Below are 20,444 nucleotides of genomic sequence, written 5' to 3' on the forward strand. Positions count from 1 at the left end.
GAGCCGCGGCGACACTCTAGTCAGGCCTCGGGGGCTTCATGACTCTTTGGCACACCGACCGTCGATGCACGAACCGCGACAGCCCAGAGTCCGACAATGCCGGACATTCCCAGGACCGTAATTACCAACCACGCCGCCGACCCTCCGGGGGGCACCCAGAGCGGCGCCTGACGCAATGAATCCAGCCAGCTCGTGTCTGCGCCGACTGAGTATCGTCTGATAGCCGTCGCCATGGAGAAGAGCTGGCCGACCACAACGAGTCCACCAACGATCCCGATGAACCGTATGGGGAAGCGTTCCCCGGGAAGTGCCGCTGGTACTCGGGCGGTGGCCATGGCTACGCCGGCAATAAGCACTACCACAACGTAGGCGACCAACGCGTACCGCCCTTGCCAAATGTATCCGGAGGATTTTACCGAAGCGGCTTGGACGATCGGCGGAACGAGCATGAGACCGGCAACGCACACGACGACGGCAGCCAGCGAACGTCCCCGAGCGACGGTCAGTGCACCTACGACAAGCCCCAGCCCGAGGAAGGACCAGAGCACGTAGGCGAGGGCTGGCGCCATCGTGTCGAGCCACCCGAATACACCAACAATTCCAGGGTCGAAGGAGCGTCCGACCAGCATTTCCACGAAGGCTTCACCGCGCCCGACCTCACCAGCGCCCGGAAACACACCCATATTTGAGAGTGTGCCAGTTGCCACGATCCACATGCCGGCAGCGCCGACGCCTGCGCCGAGAATCGCAACAGTTAACCACACGTCCAGCCGCTTCAGAAGGCCCGAAAGTCGCGACCAGGGGGTGAGAGTCAGCACGGCGAGAGCGATCATCGCCATCCACAGAGGAGAGAGCCCGCGCGCTTGAGCGAGGAGGAGGCCACTGGCCGCCACCACACCAAGCCACCATCTGTCTTGTGTCGATTTACCACCAACAACGACCAGCAGCGCAGCGAGCAACGCCGCGCCCGTCGCGATTTCCAGAGCATTAGGGTTGACCGCGCCGTTCAAGAAGAAGAACATCGGCGTCAACGCCGCCAGAAAACCCAACCCCGTCCAGACGGGATTACCAAGGCGCAGCAACGCGCAGAACGTCACCGCCAAGAAGAATGACCCCACGAGTGCTCCGGCAAGACGCATGAGCATCACCGCCCGTGAGGTGTCGTCCGTGAGGAGCGACGGAACTCCGACGATTGCGTAATACGTCGGGTTGTACAGCCCTGCGGATGTCCTTGCGCTGACCAAGTCGGACTCGTTTGAAACTTTAGGCGTGCAGCTAGCTTCCTTGGTGCTATCAAACGCGAAACACGGCCATTCGTTTGCGGCGGCCAGCCCCGAGGGCACCTGGACTCGCGTGACGGCCGGCGCTTCGGTGATTTCACCGATGAGCTGGCCCCGAGCAACGGAAGCCGCTTTGATGATGTGCGCGGGTTCGTCCGGACTCGCTCCGAGCGGCGTACTGATCGCCCACGCCGCCGAAACCAAGAAAATGAAGAGACCGCTTACGAATAGAGTGACCCATCTGCCAGCCGCCAACGCGTCCAAAAATCGTCGCACTTAATCCCGTTTCATTACTATTACCGCGAGGAAACCCACCACCCTGTGACCCTCCGGTCGAGAAGGTTCGACGACGGCGCGCAGCCGTCACAGGGAAGATCGCCCGCTGTCAGGATAACCGAGCGGATCGGTCCTGCTAGACCGTTACGGTTTGGCACCTCAGCAGAGTGTGCCCTCCCGCACCCGTGTTGATCCCATACACGCACACCCGATGCGAACCCGCAGTCGCAGCGACCGTCTCCGCAAAACCGTGTGCCGAACCGTAACCCGGGAACGCCGCCCCAATATCAGGGCGATCCTTATTCGCGGTGAAAGCGACACCCACAGAATCCACATACACATGCACCGCAATCGGCAACGCCGTGTCCGGATCCAACGCCCAACCGCCGACGGCTATCCCGCTGGAACCAACTGCCACCGTCTCGACGTTACCGATAGGAGCACGGCCCCGCTCCGGTATCGACGGCTGGGCACCAGCAACGACCACGTTCTTGCAACCGATCAACGTGTGCCCTCCCGCACCCGTGTTGATCCCATACACGCACACCCGATGCGAACCCGCAGTCGCAGCGACCGTCTCCGCAAAACCGTGTGCCGAACCGTAACCCGGGAACGCCGCCCCAATATCAGGGCGATCCTTATTCGCGGTGAAAGCGACACCCACAGAATCCACATACACATGCACCGCAATCGGCAACGCCGTGTCCGGATCCAACGCCCAACCGGAGAGTTTGACCGAATTTGTTCCGGCCGACACTAAGTCCACGCTTCCGATGGGGGCCCTCCCCGAGTCCGTTATGGCTGGCTGCGTACCCGGAACGACGACGGTGGTGCACTGGAGCACCGTCGTGGAGCCCAGTCCCGTGTTCATGCCGTAGACGCACACGGAGTGCGAGCCGGGAGAAGCTGCAATCGTCTCGTCAAAGCCGTGAGCACTTCCATATTGAGGATAGAGCCGGCCAATGTCCGGTCGTGAGAGCTGCGCCCGAACGGACTTGCCAACGTCATCGACGTACACGTGAACGGTGGACGGATCAGCCGTGTCCGGATCAATCGCCCATCCGCTGACTCTGATGCCGCCGGTGACCGCGGTCGCACTGTCCACGGCGCCGATAGGTGGTCCGCTGAGCGCGGCGGCGGAGCGGCAGCCCAGCAGAACATTCACTCCGGGCCCCTTGTTCATGGCATAGACGCATACGTTGTTCTGACCTGTTGAATTCACGGGTACGGTCACGTCGAATCCATGCTTCGTCCCCAGCCCCGGATACGCTGCGGACAAATCAGGCCGCTCCAGTGCGGCTGTGAAGGGAGATCCCACCTTTCCGACGTACACGTGGACATCCACGGATTCTGATGCGTTGGGGTCAATCGCCCAACCGCTTACCCGAAATTTACCCGGCATCGCCGTGACTGCCTCGATATTGCCGATAGGATCCACACTTCCTGTGGGCGATCCGAACCAGTTCGAGTAGTACACCCAGAAATTGCGGTTCCCGTACGAGGAACAGGCATCCCCAGTTCCGCCAAGATTGGTCAGAGCGGCCGTGTTGGGCTGGTAGGGCGTGTAGTAGTAAAGCGAGGCTGTTGCCCGATTCTCGATCAATACATTGCTCGAGCCGCAACTTGCATTAGGCGAGTAGCGAACGGCGTTTTGCTGCCCGACCTTGATTGACGTGTGCGATCCGTCGGGATTGCCGTACCATGCCAGTTGCCGAGCCCCCGACAGCACCTGGATGAAGAAACCGTAGAATTCGGAGTCACATTGGGACGTATCAGGACATCCCTGACCCATTGCTTTTCGCAAGATTGCAGTAGTCGGGGCTTTACTGGTGACCAGTCCCTGTTCTTTCTGCAGAGTCGCCAGGATGACCTTGGCACTGATTGTGCACGCTTGCTGCACTTTATAGATAATTCGAGCAGCAGACTCGCCTGCTTCACCGATGTAAGTGTCGCAAGTACCAAAGCTGAGAGTTGTTGTCGGCGTGTCTACTTTGAGAACATTTAGACACAGCGTGTTAGCGCACGTGCCAATTCGCACGTTCAAGAACTCTTGGATCTGTGCCTGCGATAAGGCATCTCGAGTGTAGAACTGTGAGTCTGCGATGATATAGCCGGCATTGAACTCAGACCCAGAAAGCGCCTCCGCACGCTGCGGCACCGCTACAAATATTGCCCCAAGCACGGCCGTTAAAGTTAGAGCTGCGGTGAGACGCAGCAGACCACGTAAAGGCACGATTTTCCCTATCCTGGCCGACTATGGGAGCGCGGTCCTGTTACAGCGTACGTCGAACGCTGCTGTTCTCTGCACAATTACTTTGATTACCGCCGCGCCGGAGCAGTACTAGCTCTCGCGTTTGCGCTCTTGGCGCGCCTTAAAACGCTCCAGGACTGCACTTGCGCCACCCTCGCGAAAGTAGTAGAGAACGCGATCGACGTCGCGGCGAAAACCGGTATGACGGGTGCTGCGCACCGGCTCAAGCTGGCTGACTCGCCCTTGAATCCCTGAACCTTGTGCAGCCATTTTCTTATCAGCCGCGAACAGCGGCTGGCGGCAGAATTCTAATAACGGGGCCATTGCACGTTCCCATATGAAGTCCTGACGCACTCGCGCAACATTCGCCCTCGCTGCATCGATGGCTTCCGTGTCATAGAGGTACGTTTCGATCGCGGCAACTAGCGCGCCCTGATCCCGCTCGGGGATGGAGGCACCAAGTTCCTCCTTTTCTACCAGATCACCGAAAGAATCCCCACCCGTCGTGACGATCGGCAAGCCAGCCCAGAGGTAATCCAGAATGCGAGTGCGGAACGAGAATGTCGTCTCCACGTGTTGAAAGTGGGTGGAAACACCAAGGTCAGCCTCAAGCAGGTAATTCTGGCGTTCGTCGTACGGCACCCACGATTCGTTGAAGAATACGTGTTTGTTGGTCATACCCAGCTGCTCTGCCAGTACGCGGGCTTCTGAAACCGCCTCCATCTCGGGAACATCCGGATTTGGATGTTTAACCCCCATGAAAAACAAACGTACATCTGGGTGCGTGACGGACAGGTCCGCAACCGCTCGAATGAGGATTCCCGGATCAAACCAGTTGTAAATCCCGCCGCCCCACACGATGACCTTGTCATCAATGCCGATACCTGGCACAACTCCACGGATCGCTGGAGATGTCTTCACTGGATCGGTGCTGGACATACCAAATGGCGCCACGGCAATCAAGGAATCTAGCTCGCTATCCCGCGAGTAGGTGTACGCGTTGATTCGTCCAAGACCCGCCAACTGGCCCAGCCAAAAATGACGCTGCCGATCGCTTGCGCACATAAAAAAGTCACCAATAAGCAGTTGGTGATTGAGAGCCTCAGTTGCGTCGTTAACCTGTTTGTTCCACAGGTCGAGCACTTTTCCGCGTCCTTGTTCAAGTTGCTCAAGGTGCAGCGGGTCATAGATGTCGACGACGATAACTTTCGTTGACTTTTCGAGTGCAGGGAACAGCGCCAGTGCGTGGCCCTGCACAATAATCACATCCGCCCAGTGCTCGTGTGCCATGACCGAGCTTGGACGATGATGGGAGATAACGCCCACCTCGAAGGAGTCGTCTAGGGACTCTGCCCTCGTCATGCTCAGCAGACGAACGTCATGCTCACCGGAGAGTAATTTGGCAATGTTCCAGGCACGGATTGCCGGTCCGGCCATCTTCTCTCCGACGGAATCACCAGTAATCACCAAAATACGACGGCGGGTTGTCACGGCCAGAACGTTAAAGCTTTCAACAATTTTGTCGTAACCGCGCAGGTAACTTTCGATCGGGTAAGCCGGTTCATCGATATTTCCGAAGAGACGGCTCAGATCGCGGTCTGATCGCATGCGACTTTTTTGTACTTGCGTGCGGGCTGCTGTCATCTGAGGCAGAAGCTCAACCAGCTGGTCGATGGCGAACACTCCGGCCATCGTTGACTTTGGTACAGACATCATCGGCTCGTTGTCGTCGCCGGGGACCCTGAGGTCTAGGGATGTCGAGTCGAGTTTTCCGCGGCCAATGGCTCGGCGGGTTGCCAAGAGCAGGGCGCCCGGAAGAACGCGGGCCAAGGACTCATCATCAAGGTTCTTGAAGAGTGAATAGAGGGCGTTCCGTTCCAGAAGGTATTCTTCGCGAAAGTTGCCGAACTTATTCATCGAGGCGTGGTGTTTGTGGAAAGCCAGCGACTTGGGCTGGAATCGAAATCTATAGCCGAGCAGGTTGAGCCGCCACCCGAGGTCGACATCGTCATAGAACATGAAGAAGTTGTCGTCGAACCCGCCGAGTTCCTCGAAGATAGCGGCTTTCATGAACATGGCAGCCCCAGTGCCGAAAAGTACGTCCTTTTCGTTATCCCACCCACCGCGGTCTTTCTCGCCCGCGTGAGGCTTGTAGCCCATGCCATACCAAGTCACGGCCGCGTCCACGAAGTCGACGTTCACGCCATCCCAGTCGAGAACTTTGCTGGCAACGGCACCGATGTCGGAGCCGGTCGCGAAGGTGCTGATAGCTTCCTTGATCCAGTCCGCGTGCGGCTTCGCGTCGTTGTTGAGAAAAGCCACGTACTCCCCCGTGGACTTCGACACACCGAGATTGCAGCCGCCGGTGAATCCAAGGTTTTCGGTGGACTCCACGAGGGTGACGTCATTGCCGAGCTGCTTGAGCCTCGTCAGGCTGTCGTCACCCGACCCGTTCTCGACGATCACGATCTCGAGCAGGGCTGAATCCCAGTTGAGCGCCTGAAGGCCGCGAACGCACTCAATGGTGTCGTCTGCCCCCCGAAAGTTCACCAATACAACGGATACGACACCCGCGCGACGTTTACTCATACATCTGTCCTTACCTTGGCCGACCCGAAAACGATCGAAGTCTATCAATTGAGATTGTGCCCACCCGGGCGATCCATGCTGGCTGCCGGAATCGACTGCCAGGTGATCTCCTCCTGCAGGCAGCTAGGATGTAGATTGCTTATGTCCAATCAAAATAATGCCGACTCGACCAACCGCGACACTCGCTTCGCGGCCATAGCTCGTGCACCCATGCAGGTGGTGGGCGCACCGTCTCACGCGCTCGGCGGTGTCTGGTCGTCCGCACGGGAAATTTGGGGCCAGCGCGAAATGCTGGATCTCCTGATTCGCCGCGACCTGAAGGCACGTTATAAGGACAGCGCCCTCGGCTTCTTATGGTCCTTGATCAAGCCGCTCACGCAACTGGTCATCTATTACGTCGTAATGGGCAAGTTCCTCGGCGCCGCGGGAGGAATTCCTGACTTTGCGGTTTACATCTTCACGGGTCTCACCGTTTACTCGCTTTTCAGCGAGATCATTTCAAGCACCACCGGGTCCATCGTCGGAAACTCGGGTCTGATCAAGAAGATCTATCTGCCGCGGGAGATTTTTCCGCTCGCAAGCGTCGGATCAGCGCTGTTTAACTTCTTGATCCAGTTCAGCATCTTGATAGCCGCGACTCTGGCACTGGGCACATTCACGCTTTCACCGAACCTACTGTTCATTCTCCCTTCACTCTTTATCGTCGTCGTCTACGGGCTGGCGTTCGGACTGCTCCTGTCGGCCGTGAATGTGTATATGCGCGACATTCAGTACCTCGTTGAGGTGGGGCTGATGGTTCTGCTGTGGGCCTCGCCCATCGTCTATTCCTGGACCATGGTTGGCGACCAGGTCGGCGACTCGATCCTCCTCGACATCTACACGAACAACCCTGTGACTCTCGCTGTGCTCGGGTTCCAGCGCGCCCTGTGGAGCGGTGGCACCGACAGCGCTAACTCTCCCGAAAACCTTCTCCTCCGGCTTGCGATTGCGGGGATCATCGGAGTTATTTTTGTTCTTATCTTCCACCGCGTGTTTGCTCGGCTCCAGGGTAACTTCGCCCAGGCCCTGTGACAGCCGTCATGATCGAAAGCGACATGAACTATTCAACAACTCCTGAAGCCACCGATGATCGGCCAGACGTCATCATCATCAAGGATGTCTCCAAACGATTCGTAATTCGCAAGGACAACTCTTTAAAGGAGCGAATGATCACCTTCGGCCGGATGGGGCGGCGGCACCGCGAAGATTTTTGGGCACTCAACAACGTGACCGCCACGATCAAAGCTGGAACGACCATCGGCCTCATCGGCCACAATGGATCCGGCAAGAGCACCCTGCTCAAGGTAATCGGAGGGATCATCGATCCCACAAGTGGCAGCGTCAGCCGCCGCGGTCGTGTGGCCGCACTTCTGGAGCTGGGCGCCGGATTCCACCCCGACCTGACCGGCCGCGAGAATGTTTTTTTGAACGCCGCGATCCTGGGTCTGAGCAGGAAGGTTACCGAGGAGCGTTTTGACGACATCGTCGCCTTCTCCGGCATAGCAGATTTCATCGACACTCAAGTGAAGTTCTATTCCTCCGGCATGTACGTACGCCTCGCCTTCGCTGTTGCTGTGCACACCGATCCGGACATTCTCCTCGTTGACGAGGTACTGGCAGTCGGCGATGAGGCCTTCCAACGTAAATGCCTGGACAAGATTCGTTCCTTCCAGGAGGAAGGACGAACGATCATTCTCGTGACGCACTCTCTCGGTCAAGTAGCGGAATTGTGCGACCGCGCCATCCTGTTGAACCGTGGAAACGTGGTCTACGAAGGGCCGGCACACGAAGCTGTCGCTCGGATGCGCGACATCCTCGAGGAACGCCGGGTCGATGAGCTCGTTGAGGCCGACCCAGCCCTCGAAGTAGTTGTCCCCCGCATTCTGGACACCACCATTCACGCGGTCGGCAAAGCGGTCGGCGACCCCGTTGAGCATGGTGATGATCTTCTCGTCACCACGACCTTCGAATACCCGGGGCTGAGCCCCGTCTGGAGCGGCGCAGTGCAGATCGACAATTCGTCGGGACAGGTCGTCTTCGGAACCAGCAGCCGACTCCTCGGCCGTGATCTTGCCCCGTTCGCCGGACACTACACACTCGAGTTCAGGCTCAAGAACGTGTGGCTCGGCACAGGAAAATACTTCGTCAACATTTCGATGCAGGACAAGTCAGGCAGGCATCTCGCTGATTTTCCTCAGGCAGCCTCGTTCGACGTGACCTACTACCCCTTGGCCGTCGGGACCAGCTACCTTGAACCCGAATTGCTCGAAGTCGGCCCCCCGACGCCCGCGCCATAGCCAGATGAGTCCGTCCGTACTTCTGGTAACAGTCGCGTTCAATTCGTCCTCGGTAATGAACGATTTTCTCAAGTCCATCGAGGTCGGCACCTCGCACGAGCACGAGGTGGTAGTGGTCGACAACGCGTCTTCTGACCTCGACACCCTCCGCGAAATCGTCGCTCGGCACCCATCAGTCCGACTGCATGAATTGGCCCAGAACCATGGTTACGGCGGCGGCATGAACGCGGGCGTGAAGTTCGCGGGCAGTTCCTCCGACTACATCCTCGTCGCCAATCCGGATGTCAGTTTTCTGCCCGGGTCAATCGACACCCTTATTGACTCAGCAGAACACACCCCCAGCGGGGGCGCCTTCGGCCCGGCGATCCTCAACGCCGACGGCACCTTGTATCCCTCCGCACGAGAGCTGCCTTCTCTCAGAACCGGAATCGGACATGCCTTGTTCGGCAGGGCCTGGCCGGAGAACCCGTGGACTCGCGGCTACCGAGTTCCCGTTTCGGCTGCGGACGGGCAACGTCACGCGGGCTGGCTCTCCGGAGCGTGCGTCTTGATCCGAACCGGTGCTTTCGAGCAGTTGAGCGGATTCGACACCTCGTACTTCATGTACTTTGAAGACGTCGATCTTGGCGAGCGCCTGACCGCCCACGGCTGGTCGAACGTCTACCTGCCCGAGGCTCAGGTTATGCATTCAGGTGCGCACTCGACCTCGCAATCTCCCACATCAATGGGCCAGGCGCATCATGACAGCGCGTACCGCTACCTGTCCCGGCGTTATTCAGGACCGCACCTGGCGCTCTTGCGTGGAGTGCTCCGTCTTGGACTCTACCTGCGCCGCCGTTGGCTGACGCGCAAACACTAGACTGGCATATCGGAATACCAATGTACAAAGGTAAATTCAAAATGCAAAGGGCAAATGCAAAAAACGTGAAACTTATCATGACCCTCATGGTGCGCGACGAGGCTGACATCATCGGGCCGATGATCGATCACCACCTATCCCAGGGTGTGGACACGATCATCGTCACGGACAACGGGTCGGTCGATGGGACATTGGAAATCCTCCAATCGTACGAAGACGCGATTGTTCTCAAGCAGGATCTTGTTCAGCGCAAACAGCAGCACAGCGTGGTCACGGCCATGGCGCGGGAAGCGTTCACTCGATTCGGTGCCGATTGGGTGATCAACGCCGATGCCGACGAGTTCTGGCTACCGACAGCGGCTGGTCGCACCCTCCGTGAGGTGTTCACCGAAATACCCCCGGACCTCCAAACCTTCACGGTGCCCGTCATAGACATGATCGGCGCTGCCAGCCTGCGAGGCACGGGCCTGCAGCGGCTGCGCTACCGCGACACCCGCTCAGTCACGAGGCTGGCCGAGCTCGGGCTGCACGCCCACTCAACCCCGAACGCAGTTCACATCGGCCACGAATTCATCGAAGTCGCCCAGGGTAATCACTCCGTTAACCTGGAATCAGTGGGCACCCTGCCCGGGCATCTGGGCATAGAGGTGCTGCATTTTCCCTGGCGCTCTTGGGAACAATTCGAGCGAAAAGTACGCAATTCAGGAAAGGCATACGAGAGCAACCCAGATCTCCAGCCCAGCCCGAACCACCATGGGATGCGCGAGTACCGACGGTGGAAACTCGGCTCCCTGCAGAGTTTTTACGTGCTGAGGCACCCGGCCGAGGACGAACTCGCCCAGGGAAGTTTGACCGGTGAGCTGAGGCTCGACTCGCGCATTGCCGACGCAATGGCGTCTCCCGTCGAAGACGAGCCGCTCGACCCGTTCGCGGAACAGGCCGCCCGCACCTACGGCCCGATACTTAGCGCAACTGAGCATGAATCACGTGCGCTGGCTGCAGCGTCGGACGTTCGCATCCGGGAACTTCTCGGCTATATCGATGACGCAAAGCACCGCATCGATGGCTTACTCTCTGACCTCCTCGGGATCGAAGCTGCGGCCGGTCTTCGTGAAGGCTCGCTTAGAGCAGACCTCGAAGCTACTCGCGCGCGTAAGATCGTGCGACTAACGGATGCCGTCAGGCGCGCAACTCAGGGCCGCTTCTAGGGAGTTCTTCATGAAGTGCATCATGACTTTCATGGCCGGCACCGACGCCGTACTAGTCAGCGACATGGTCGACCACCATTTATTGCAGGGCGTCGATGCCTTCCTGATTGCAGACTTCGGGGCATCCATTGACGTCTCGAGAACTCTCCGACAGTACTCCGACCAAGGGTTCGTTTATCTGCTTCCGGATTGCGGCCCAGACATGGACGAGCTGGAAGCCGCCGAACTTCTGGTGCAGCAAGCCTTCACGAGCCATGGAGCAACGTGCGTATTGACTGCCCACGCCGGGGATTTCTGGCTGGCCGGAGATCGTTCGCGGACCGTTCGAGAAGTGCTTGAGCACCGGCAGTGCTCAGTCCGCCATGCCCCCGTGCCGGTTTCAGATACCGAGACGAGTCTGCCCGACGTCCGATTCGAACCGCGCATTCGATGGAACCCGGCCACTTGCGATGGCACCAGTGCCGATGAGTCGTCCAATGCCCCGCGGCTGGAGGTGTTTCACAAACCGAACACTCGCGAGCCCGAGACAGGTTGGAATCGAATTCTGCACCAGTTGAGCAAGGCACGGTTGCAGCGCTCCGTCGACCTCGTGGACGAAACCGAAAGTCTGCGAGCCGAGTTGCAACGGATGCAGGCGCGGAAGGTCGTTCGGGTTACAGATCGGGTAGCTCGATCCCTCAAGAACGCCCGCGCACGCCAGCGGACACTGGTCGCCCGAGTGTCGACCCTTCCTCAGACCGCCCTGTCCCTGGCGCGCGCTGAACGAGTTCAACGCGAAGCACTCCGGCCCAACACGCTTCGCCTCCGCGAAGTCAATCGCCTCCTCAAACAGGGACTCCCACAAGCTACCGAAAACGGTATCGCCGGGCCCGCTGCACTGCCCGTGGTTATGTGCCTGTGGAACCGGCCACAGCGCATCGACACAATGCTCGAAAGTTTTGCCCGGCAGGCTACGAAACGCAACCTCCGCGTCATCCTCTGGAACAACGCCCCGCAGGATGCCAACTATTATCGCGAGCGTGTGCGGGAATTCCACCGCAATGGGGCGCTCGCATCCATCGAATTGCTCTCCAACCCGATCAACATCGGTGGAATGGCGCGCTTTGTCGTAGCCAGAACGTTGTGGGAGCAGGGGCATCGCGGCCCCGTCATCATGGTGGACGACGACCAGAACCTCAGCGATACATTCGTTGAAGACTCACTGGCCGGCTACGAAGCACACTCCATCAACGCATGGTGGGCCTTTCGCAACCACGGCTCGCATTGGAGCCGCTCCGCGCTTGAGCCCGGCGACACTGCCGACTATGGCGGCACGGGCGGGGCAGCCGTCGACGTGGCGATCGTGGAAGACCGTTCCTTTTTCAAGATTCCGGTTCGGTACTTCATGCTGGAGGACCAGTGGATGTCTCACTATGCGCATGCGCGCGGCTGGACGATCCACAAATCATCAGCGCAGATTACCGCGGTGCTTGAGGAAACAAATCAGTACCACGCGGTTCGGGAGTTGAAGGACGAGTTTTTCACCTTCTTGCACCGCTGACTTTGGGTGACCTGCCTCACACCGCACCGCGCTACTAAGCCAGCAGCCCCGTAAGGTACGTACCGTAGCCGCTCTTTCGCAGAGGAGCTGCGAGCGCAGCCAGCTGCGCGTTGTCGATCCAGCCCGCACGCCAGGCGATCTCCTCGATGCAGCCGACCTTGAAGCCCTGGCGGTCTTCAATGACCCGCACGTATTCTGAAGCCTGCATCATTGACTCAAACGTGCCTGTGTCCAGCCACGCCGTACCGCGATCAAGAACCTGGACGTGCAGGGTTCCCCTGTCCAGGTAGCGCTCGTTGACCGTGCTGATCTCCAACTCGCCGCGCGCACTCGGTTCGATCGTCTTGGCGATCTCGACGACCGAGTTGTCGTAGAAATAGAGACCGGGCACGGCGTAGTTGCTCTTCGGCTTCGTCGGCTTCTCCTCGATGGAGATTGCCGTCATCGACTCATCAAATTCCACGACACCATAGGACGTGGGATTGCTGACGTGGTATGCGAAGATTCGCGCACCCTCGATCTCGGCATTTCCGCGCAGGGACGCGCCAAGCCCGGCGCCGTGGAAGATATTGTCGCCGAGCACCAGAGCAACGCTGTGATCGCCAATGAACTCTTCACCGATGATAAACGCCTGAGCCAAGCCGTCCGGCGAGGCCTGGACGGCATACTCGATGCGGATACCGAGATCAGATCCATCGCCGAGCAACGCACGGAACTGTTCATTGTATTCGGGCGTGGTGATGATGAGAATCTCTTTGATGTCAGCCATCATCAGCGTGGACAAGGGGTAATAGATCATCGGCTTGTCGTAGATCGGCATGAGCTGCTTGGAGATGCCCTTGGTGATCGGCCATAGGCGCGTGCCTGAGCCGCCGGCGAGAATAATTCCGCGCATGTGCGTTAGTTCCTGTCGTTCAAAGTGGCGTAGTAGGCGCGGGCGGCGTCCCAGGTGGGGAGCAGGCCGGCGGCAGCGGCAGCGGCAAGGGTGGGGGCATCCGTGTCTTTTGGAGACAACAGCAGCTCACCGGCCTCCGGCGGAAAAACCAGGCCGATCTGCTCATCGAGCGGACTGATGCCGTGTTCGCGGCCGGGGCTGAAGGTGCTGTTCACGAGGTAGCTGACGGTGGCGTTGTCAGTCAGGGCAATGAAGCAGTGGCCCAGCCCCTCGGCGATGTAGACCGCGCGACGGTCGGTGTCATCCAGCAGCACGCTGTCCCACTGGCCATACGTCGGCGAGCCGACGCGAATGTCGATGATGTAGTCGAGCACGGCGCCGTGCACGGCGGTGACGTATTTGGCCTGGCTGGGTGGGACATCCGCAAAGTGAATGCCGCGCACCGAGCCGTGCTTCGACACGGACGTGTTCGCCTGAGCGAGGTCCAGCTTGTGGCCGACCTTCTCCTCGAGTTTGTCGAAGCGGTACCACTCGAGGAATACTCCCCGGTCGTCACCAAACTGCTTCGGGGTGATTTCGAAGGAATCGGGGATGGAGAGTTCGCGAATCTGCACCTTCGGAGTCTACCAATCGCGATCCGGTAGAATCGCGGAGGCCATTGAAGCGAACGGAACGGTTACTCCTATATGAAGATCCTCGTCACCGGCGGCGCCGGTTTTATCGGCTCCAACTTTGTTCGACGCACGATTGAAGACAAATACCCGGGCCTGGAAGGCGCCGAAGTTGTCGTGCTCGACGCACTGACCTACTCGGGAAACCTCGAAAACCTCGCCCCGATCGCCGACTCACCACGCTATTCCTTTGTGCACGGCGACATTCGTGACGGCAAGCTGCTCGACACGCTGTTCCCTAGCCTCGATGCGGTCGTGCACTTCGCGGCGGAAAGCCACGTGGACCGCTCGGTGATGGACTCGACGATCTTCGTCGAGACCAACGTGCTCGGCACCCAGCAACTGCTTGACGCAGCGCTTCGCCACAAGCTTGCTCGGTTCGTGCACGTTTCCACCGACGAGGTCTACGGCTCGATCGCCGAAGGCTCTTGGAACGAGGAGCGGGCGCTTGAGCCCAACTCCCCCTATAGCGCCTCGAAGGCCGGCAGCGACCTGCTCGCCCGCAGCTACCACCGCACCCACGGCCTCAACGTGTCCATCACGCGCTGCTCGAACAACTACGGCCCGTATCACTTTCCCGAAAAGGTCATTCCCCTCTTCGTCAGCAACCTGATCGACGACCTGCACGTTCCGCTCTATGGCGAGGGCAACAACATTCGCGACTGGCTGCACGTGGACGACCACACCCGCGCCATCGCCATGGTGCTCGTCGGCGGCCGCGCTGGCGAGATCTACAACATTGGCGGCGGCACCGAGCTGACCAACGAGGAGCTCACTCAATTACTGCTCGACTCGACCGGCAAGGACTGGTCGTACGTGGACCGCGTCGCCGACCGGCTCGGCCACGACCTGCGCTACTCGGTGGACATCAGCAAGATTCAGGCCGAACTGGGCTACGCGCCCGAGGTTCCGTTCGAACAGGGTCTCGCCGACGTCGTGCAGTGGTACCGCGACAACCGCCAGTGGTGGGAACCCCTCAAGGCTCGGGCGGCGCTGGTCTAGCATGACCCGTTACCTGATCACCGGCGCCGCGGGCATGCTGGGCCGCGACCTGCAGACTGCTTTGGCCGGACGCGAAGTGACGGCTCTCGGCCGGAGCGACCTCGACGTGACCGACCTCGTTGCGGTCACGGCCGCCGTTGCCGGGCACGACGTCATCATCAACTGCGCCGCGTACACCAAGGTCGATGATGCCGAAACTCATGAAGACGAGGCTTACCGGGTGAACGCGGTGGGGCCGTGGAACCTGGCGGTGGCGGCATCCGCTCTGCAGGCGAAGCTCGTGCAGATTTCAACGGACTACGTCTTCGACGGCAGCGCGACCACGCCCTACGCCGAGAACACACCGCATAGCCCGATCTCGGCCTATGGCCGCACCAAGGCAGCCGGCGAAGAATTCGTGCAGGTGGAGAACGGCGCGCGCAGCTACATCGTGCGCACCGCCTGGCTGTACGGCAAGAACGGACCGAACTTCGCCAAGACCATGCTCAAAGCTGCTGGCACGCGCGACACGCTGAACGTCGTCAACGACCAAGTCGGCCAGCCGACCTGGACGGTGGACCTGGCCGCGCAGATCGTGCTGCTGCTCGACTCCGACGCACCCGCCGGCACCTACCACGGTACGAACGGCGGGGTCGCGTCGAAGTTCGACCAGGCCCGTGACGTCTTCGCCTTGGCGGGTCTCGACCCGGAACGCGTGCTGCCGACCGACAGCTCAGCCTTTGTGCTGCCCGCACCGCGGCCGGCCTACTCGGTGCTCGGCCACGCCAATTGGGCTGTTGCTGGGCTCGCACCGATGCGCAGCTGGCAAGACGCGCAGGCCGAAGCGTTTGCCTCCGGAGTTTTCGAGACAGCATGATCACTCTGCGGGTAGTCGTCGACCAGATGGTCGCCCCGGTTCCGGGAGGTACCGGTCGTTACACCGAGGAACTCACCCGGGCGCTGATCGCAACGGCACCGGCCGAGTGTGACGTTGAGGGCATCGTCTCGTCGTCGACCCCCGCACAGTATGAATTGATTGAGGCCGCCCTGCCCGGCCTGTCCAACCTGCACAAGACGAGCCTGGCCCGCCGGGAGCTGGCCACAGCCTGGGCTCTTGGCGTGACCGCGTCGTCGGGTACCGGCCTGATTCACGCACCAGGGCTGCTTGCACCACTCCGCCGTCACAACCGGGCGGACGACGGCACTCAAATCGCGGTGACGCTGCACGACGTGCTGGCGTGGACGCATCCGTCATCGCTGACCCCGACGACAGTGGCCTGGACCAAGGGCATGCTCAAACGCGCCCGCAAGCACGCCGACGCGATCGTCGTGCCGAGCCACGCTGTGGCGCGGCAGCTAACGGAGATCATGGACCTGGGCGACCGGGTGCGCGTGATCGGCGGCGCCGTGGGCCGGCGGCTTGTGTTGCCGGCCATTCCCTTGGTGGAGGAGCGACTGCAGGCGCTGGCGCTGCCGTCACAGTACATCCTGACCTCCGGGTCGCTCGATCCGCGGAAGGCCGTTACTGCGCTGATCACGGCGCTCGGGTTGCCCGGCGCACCGGACCTGCCGCTGATTGTGCTCGGACCGGACACCTGGGGCGAACTCGACCTGGCCTCGGTCGCTGATGAAGCCGGGCTGGCCCCGGGGCGCGTGCGCGCCCTGTCGGGGCTGAGCGATTCTGACCTGGCCGTCGTGATTGCCCGGGCGAGCGTGTTCGTCTATCCGAGTCTGGAAGAGGGCTTTGCCCTGCCGATCATCGAGGCCTTCCATCTCGGCACGCCGGTCGTGCACTCCGACGCCCCCGCCCTACTGGAAGCCGCCGGTGATGCTGGCGTGGTGGTCGACCGAGCGGATGCGAAGGAATACCCCGGCCGACTTGTTGAAGCAATCAACCGGGTGCTCGGCGACAGCGTGCTGCGAAACCGCATGAGCATCTTCGGCGGCGATCGGTCGCGGGCCTTCAGTTGGCGGGACTCGGCCGAGCGAGTCTGGCAATTGCACGCGGACCTGTAACCCCTGGTGCGCTTCTTACGAGACCAACGCGTGCGGTTTCTCGCGGTCGGCGCCACGAACACGCTCGTCGGTTATCTGATCTTCTCGGCCTTCACCCTCTGGGTTTTTGCGGATGTCCACCTCGGCTACCTGCTCAGCCTCGCGCTCTCGTACGTGGTCGGCATCTCCCTCGCCTTTGTGCTGTACCGACGATTCGTTTTCGTGGTGCACGGCCACCTGCTGCGGGACTTCGCCCGGTTCGTGAGCGTCTACCTGGTCGCGATCGGCATCAACGCCGTCGCACTACCGCTGCTGGTGGAAGTCGTGCGGGTGCCGCCGCTACTGGCCCAGCTGATCATTCTCGTGGGCACGACGCTGCTGAGCTTCTTCGGTCACAAGAAGTTCTCGTTTCGCCGCAGTGGCACTGAGTAGCAGTAGCAGTAGCAGTAGCACCGAGTAGCAGGCGACTACCGAGTTACGGCGCCGGAGTGGCGGTGGGCGCGGGCGCGAGGGCCGCAGCGATCATGGCCTGGATGGCGGAGTAGTCGGGGTTTTCGGGGTCGACGCCGTTCTCGGGAATCAGCGGTACCGAGATGACCGGCAGTTCCTTGGTCTTCGAGGCGAGGTTCACGAAATAACCGAGCATGCCCTGCGGAACGTCGGTCTTGACGACGCGGCTGCCGGCGGCGGCCACACCCTGAAACTTTGTGAGCACGTTCGCCGGGCTGGCCTGCGCGAGCAGGGCCTCCTGCATCTGGGTCTGGCGCTGCATGCGGTCGTAGTCGCTCGTACCGTGGCGTGAGCGGGCAAACCAGAGGGCGTGGTAGCCGTCCATGTGCTGCATGCCCGGCTCGAACCAGAACAACACCTTGGTGAAGGTTTCGTCGGTATGCACCGGAACGCGGTTGTGCACGTCGATGTCGACACCACCGAGGGCGTCGATGAGGTCGGAGAAGCCCTGCATATCAATGAGTACGAAGTACTGGATGGTGAGTCCCGTGATGCCCTGCGCCGCCTCGAGCGTGGCCTGGATTCCCGGGGAACTGCCCTCGGTCACCGCGTTTGGATAGTACTCCGGGCGTTTGAGCTCGGCCTCGGTGAAGATGGAGTTGAGCATGCAGGCCGACACGTCGCATCCATCGATGGAGCCGTAGCCCTCTGGGTACAGGGCGCCGAGCGAGGATCCGGCCGAGAACGGCGCGTCCTCGAGGTTGCGCGGCAGGCTGATGGTTGTGGCCTGGCCGGTCGTGGCGTCGATGCTGACCACCGACAGGCTGTCGGGGCGGAGGCCCTCACGGTCGGCGCCGGCGTCACCGCCGAGCAGCAGGATGTTGTAGCGGCCATCGACCGGCGGTTCGCTCGGACCGGCGACGAAAACGGAGGAGAGGAATTCGCTCGCCGACGTGGCGACGAAGGCGCCGTAGCCGGCGGTTCCACAGACGACGACCATGAGCGCAGTCGAGAACGCGGCGATGACCGGACGGGCGCCCGGCGCGGCGCGGCCCAACCTGATCAGGCTGAGGGTGTTGAGAGTGAGCACAAGCCAGGTGACCGCGTAGAAAGCGAGCACCGCGGCGGCAGCCCACAGGCCGATCGTGCTCGTGAACACGGTAAGCACGACTGCCGGCCACAGCAGGTAGACAGCACCGGCGATGATCGCAGCGGTGATCAGTGTGAGGGTCGCGCCGAGGCCGAATCGGCCGAGGCGGCGATTGCCGGCCAGCACCTGCGCCGAGCCGGGCAGAACGAAATTGAGTACGACAAGCCACCACGCACGCGTCGTCATGATGCGTGCGGAGCCGGAATTCGGGTGCCGGATCGGGTCTGTCACACGGCCCTGGTTTGTCACACTGGTCATAATCGCGTTTGGAGGTCCCGGTTCTTCTGCTCGACCAAATCTGCGAGTTGCACGGAATAGTCTTCGAGTTTGATGCGCAGCGTGTCATCGCTCGTGGCGAGAATTTTGATCGCGACCAGCGCGGCGTTCTTTGCCCCGCCGATCGACACCGTCGCGACGGGCACGCCGGCTGGCATCTGCACGATCGACAGCAAGGAATCGAGGCCGTCGAGCAGCCCGAGCGGAACGGGTACGCCCACCACGGGCAGCGTCGTCATGGCGGCGAGCATGCCGGGCAGGTGCGCCGCTCCCCCGGCTCCGGCGATGATCACCTTGAGGCCGCGGGCCTGCGCGCTGCGCCCATAGTCGAGCATTTTCTCGGGCGTGCGGTGCGCCGAAACCACCTGAACCTCGTGCGCGACCCCGAAGTCCTTGAGGGTCTGCGCTGCGGCGCTCATGACGGTGAAGTCCGAGTCGCTGCCCATCACCAAGCCGACCAGCGGCGCGCTAAAGCTCGCAGGCACGCTGGATGTCTCGATATTGTCTGGCACGCAGATGATCCTATTGCTCACTGCTGAAAGATTTGTGCGGTGGCACGCGCTTGGTAGGCAACTTCGTCGAGATCGTCGCCGCTTGCCGTGACATGGCCCACCTTGCGGCCGGGCCTCGATGCCTTGCCATAGTTGTGCACTTTCACGAGCGGATGCTGCGCCAGGCCCGCCTCATATCGGTCACCCAGCGAGCCGGACGCGGGCCCGCCGAAGATGTTCACCATGACCGTCCACGGGTCCCGGGCACCGGTCGCACCGAGCGGCAGGTCGAGCACCGCCCGCAGGTGTTGCTCGAACTGGCTGGTCGTGGACCCGTCGATCGACCAGTGACCGCTGTTGTGCGGGCGCATCGCCAATTCGTTGATGAGGAGGCGCTCATCCGTTGTTTGAAACAGCTCAACGGCAAGCACCCCGGTGACGCCGATGCCCTCGGCCACGGCCACTGCGATGTCTGTGGCGACGTCGGCGAGCCGACCCATGGAGTGGGGCGCCGGCGCGATGACCTCGGCGCAGACGCCGTCGCGTTGCACGGTCTCCACGACCGGCCAGACCGCGATTTCACCGCTCGGGCGCCTGGCGACCACTTGGGCGAGTTCACGGCTGAAGTGCACGAGCTCTTCGACCAGCAGGGCGCCGCCGTTGCCGTCTTCGGCGAGCGCCTGGAACCAGTCATCGACGTCGTGTTCGTGACTGACCACGCGCACGCCCTTGCCGTCGTAGCCGCCGCGGGCGGTCTTCACGACGGCGCGGCCGCCGTGGTTGGTGAGAAATTCGGCGAGCCCGGCGACGTCAACGATGCGCGCCCAATCCGGCACCGGCAGACCCAGCTCGGCAAGCTTTTCGCGCATCAGTAGTTTGTCTTGCGCGTACAGCAGGGCGTCGGGCCCGGGGTGCACCGTGATGCCCGCGCGCACGAGTTCGCGCAGAATCTCCTGGGGCACGTGTTCGTGGTCGAAGGTGATCACGTCAACGGTCTTCGCGAAGGCGAGAACCGTGGCCAGGTCGCGGTAATCACCGACGCTCACGGCCGCGAGCGCGGCGGACATACCATCGGCTTCGGCGAGAACCTTCAGCTCGATGCCGAGGTTCACGGCCGCGGGAATCATCATGCGGGCGAGCTGGCCCGCTCCAATCACACCGACGGTCAGAGCCATCTGTTCACCATTTTCTCTGCA

The 20,444-nt window shown here is 61.1% G+C and carries 17 protein-coding genes; 9 read left to right on the forward strand and 8 right to left on the reverse strand.

Annotated features, from left to right (window positions below; translation table 11 throughout):
• Positions 1–20: 20 nt before the first annotated feature.
• The 3 genes from E3T27_RS00330 to E3T27_RS00340 all read right to left on the reverse strand — a co-directional run bounded on the left by E3T27_RS00330 (position 21) and on the right by E3T27_RS00340 (position 6,396).
• Positions 21–1,556 (reverse strand): DUF2142 domain-containing protein, encoded by a 1,536-nt coding sequence (locus E3T27_RS00330; protein WP_134571220.1) that lies wholly within the window; start codon positions 1,554–1,556, stop codon positions 21–23.
• 136 nt (positions 1,557–1,692) lie between these two features.
• Positions 1,693–3,789 (reverse strand): hypothetical protein, encoded by a 2,097-nt coding sequence (locus E3T27_RS00335; RefSeq protein ID WP_134571221.1) that lies wholly within the window; start codon positions 3,787–3,789, stop codon positions 1,693–1,695.
• A 108-nt stretch (positions 3,790–3,897) separates the two neighbouring features.
• Positions 3,898–6,396, reverse strand: a complete 2,499-nt coding sequence (locus tag E3T27_RS00340) for a glycosyltransferase (RefSeq protein WP_134571222.1) — start codon at positions 6,394–6,396, stop codon at positions 3,898–3,900.
• 141 nt (positions 6,397–6,537) lie between these two features.
• On the opposite strand from E3T27_RS00340, the gene E3T27_RS00345 reads away from it, so the two are divergent.
• The 5 genes from E3T27_RS00345 to E3T27_RS00365 all read left to right on the forward strand — a co-directional run bounded on the left by E3T27_RS00345 (position 6,538) and on the right by E3T27_RS00365 (position 12,339).
• Positions 6,538–7,467: an ABC transporter permease gene (locus E3T27_RS00345; RefSeq protein ID WP_134571223.1), complete on the forward strand. Its 930-nt coding sequence runs from the start codon at positions 6,538–6,540 to the stop codon at positions 7,465–7,467.
• Between the two features lie 23 nt (positions 7,468–7,490).
• Complete coding sequence (locus E3T27_RS00350) at positions 7,491–8,732, forward strand: ABC transporter ATP-binding protein (protein WP_134571224.1); 1,242 nt, start codon at positions 7,491–7,493, stop codon at positions 8,730–8,732.
• Between the two features lie 4 nt (positions 8,733–8,736).
• Positions 8,737–9,591: a glycosyltransferase family 2 protein gene (locus E3T27_RS00355; RefSeq protein ID WP_134571225.1), complete on the forward strand. Its 855-nt coding sequence runs from the start codon at positions 8,737–8,739 to the stop codon at positions 9,589–9,591.
• Between the two features lie 65 nt (positions 9,592–9,656).
• A complete protein-coding gene (locus tag E3T27_RS00360; RefSeq protein WP_241992048.1) occupies positions 9,657–10,799 on the forward strand; it encodes a glycosyltransferase family 2 protein in 1,143 nt (380 codons plus the stop codon).
• Between the two features lie 10 nt (positions 10,800–10,809).
• Positions 10,810–12,339, forward strand: coding sequence for a glycosyltransferase family protein (locus E3T27_RS00365; RefSeq protein ID WP_134571226.1), 1,530 nt, complete (start codon positions 10,810–10,812; stop codon positions 12,337–12,339).
• Positions 12,340–12,373: 34 nt separating this feature from the next.
• Here E3T27_RS00365 and rfbA read toward each other — a convergent pair whose 3' ends face one another.
• A complete protein-coding gene (gene rfbA, locus E3T27_RS00370; RefSeq protein WP_134571227.1) occupies positions 12,374–13,234 on the reverse strand; it encodes a glucose-1-phosphate thymidylyltransferase RfbA in 861 nt (286 codons plus the stop codon).
• A 5-nt stretch (positions 13,235–13,239) separates the two neighbouring features.
• Positions 13,240–13,848, reverse strand: coding sequence for a dTDP-4-dehydrorhamnose 3,5-epimerase family protein (locus E3T27_RS00375; RefSeq protein WP_134571228.1), 609 nt, complete (start codon positions 13,846–13,848; stop codon positions 13,240–13,242).
• 72 nt (positions 13,849–13,920) lie between these two features.
• Between E3T27_RS00375 and rfbB the strand changes: the two genes are divergently transcribed.
• From rfbB to E3T27_RS00395, 4 genes are read left to right on the forward strand one after another with little or no spacing between them, the layout of a single operon-like run.
• Positions 13,921–14,907 carry a dTDP-glucose 4,6-dehydratase gene (gene rfbB, locus E3T27_RS00380; protein WP_134571229.1) on the forward strand — a complete coding sequence of 329 codons (987 nt, stop codon included), beginning with the start codon at positions 13,921–13,923 and terminating at the stop codon, positions 14,905–14,907.
• A 1-nt stretch (position 14,908) separates the two neighbouring features.
• The gene (gene rfbD, locus E3T27_RS00385; protein WP_134571230.1) at positions 14,909–15,763 is read left to right on the forward strand and encodes a dTDP-4-dehydrorhamnose reductase; all 855 of its coding nucleotides are present in this window, start codon (positions 14,909–14,911) and stop codon (positions 15,761–15,763) included.
• Positions 15,760–16,902, forward strand: coding sequence for a glycosyltransferase family 4 protein (locus E3T27_RS00390; protein ID WP_134571231.1), 1,143 nt, complete (start codon positions 15,760–15,762; stop codon positions 16,900–16,902). Before rfbD ends, E3T27_RS00390 begins: the two co-directional genes overlap by 4 nt.
• A 30-nt stretch (positions 16,903–16,932) precedes the next feature.
• Positions 16,933–17,313, forward strand: a complete 381-nt coding sequence (locus tag E3T27_RS00395; protein ID WP_241992049.1) for a GtrA family protein — start codon at positions 16,933–16,935, stop codon at positions 17,311–17,313.
• Between the two features lie 43 nt (positions 17,314–17,356).
• Here the strand turns inward: E3T27_RS00395 and E3T27_RS00400 are convergent, their stop codons facing one another.
• From E3T27_RS00400 to E3T27_RS00410, 3 genes are all read right to left on the reverse strand, one after another.
• Entirely contained in the window at positions 17,357–18,712 is a 1,356-nt protein-coding gene (locus tag E3T27_RS00400; RefSeq protein ID WP_338144878.1) for an LCP family protein, read from the reverse strand.
• 23 nt (positions 18,713–18,735) lie between these two features.
• A complete protein-coding gene (gene purE, locus E3T27_RS00405; RefSeq protein ID WP_134571291.1) occupies positions 18,736–19,203 on the reverse strand; it encodes a 5-(carboxyamino)imidazole ribonucleotide mutase in 468 nt (155 codons plus the stop codon).
• An 83-nt stretch (positions 19,204–19,286) separates the two neighbouring features.
• The gene (locus E3T27_RS00410) at positions 19,287–20,423 is read right to left on the reverse strand and encodes a 5-(carboxyamino)imidazole ribonucleotide synthase (RefSeq protein ID WP_134571233.1); all 1,137 of its coding nucleotides are present in this window, start codon (positions 20,421–20,423) and stop codon (positions 19,287–19,289) included.
• Positions 20,424–20,444 lie beyond the last annotated feature (21 nt).

The sequence above is a fragment of the Cryobacterium lyxosi genome, assembly GCF_004403345.1.
Taxonomy (GTDB): Bacteria; Actinomycetota; Actinomycetes; order Actinomycetales; family Microbacteriaceae; genus Cryobacterium; species Cryobacterium lyxosi.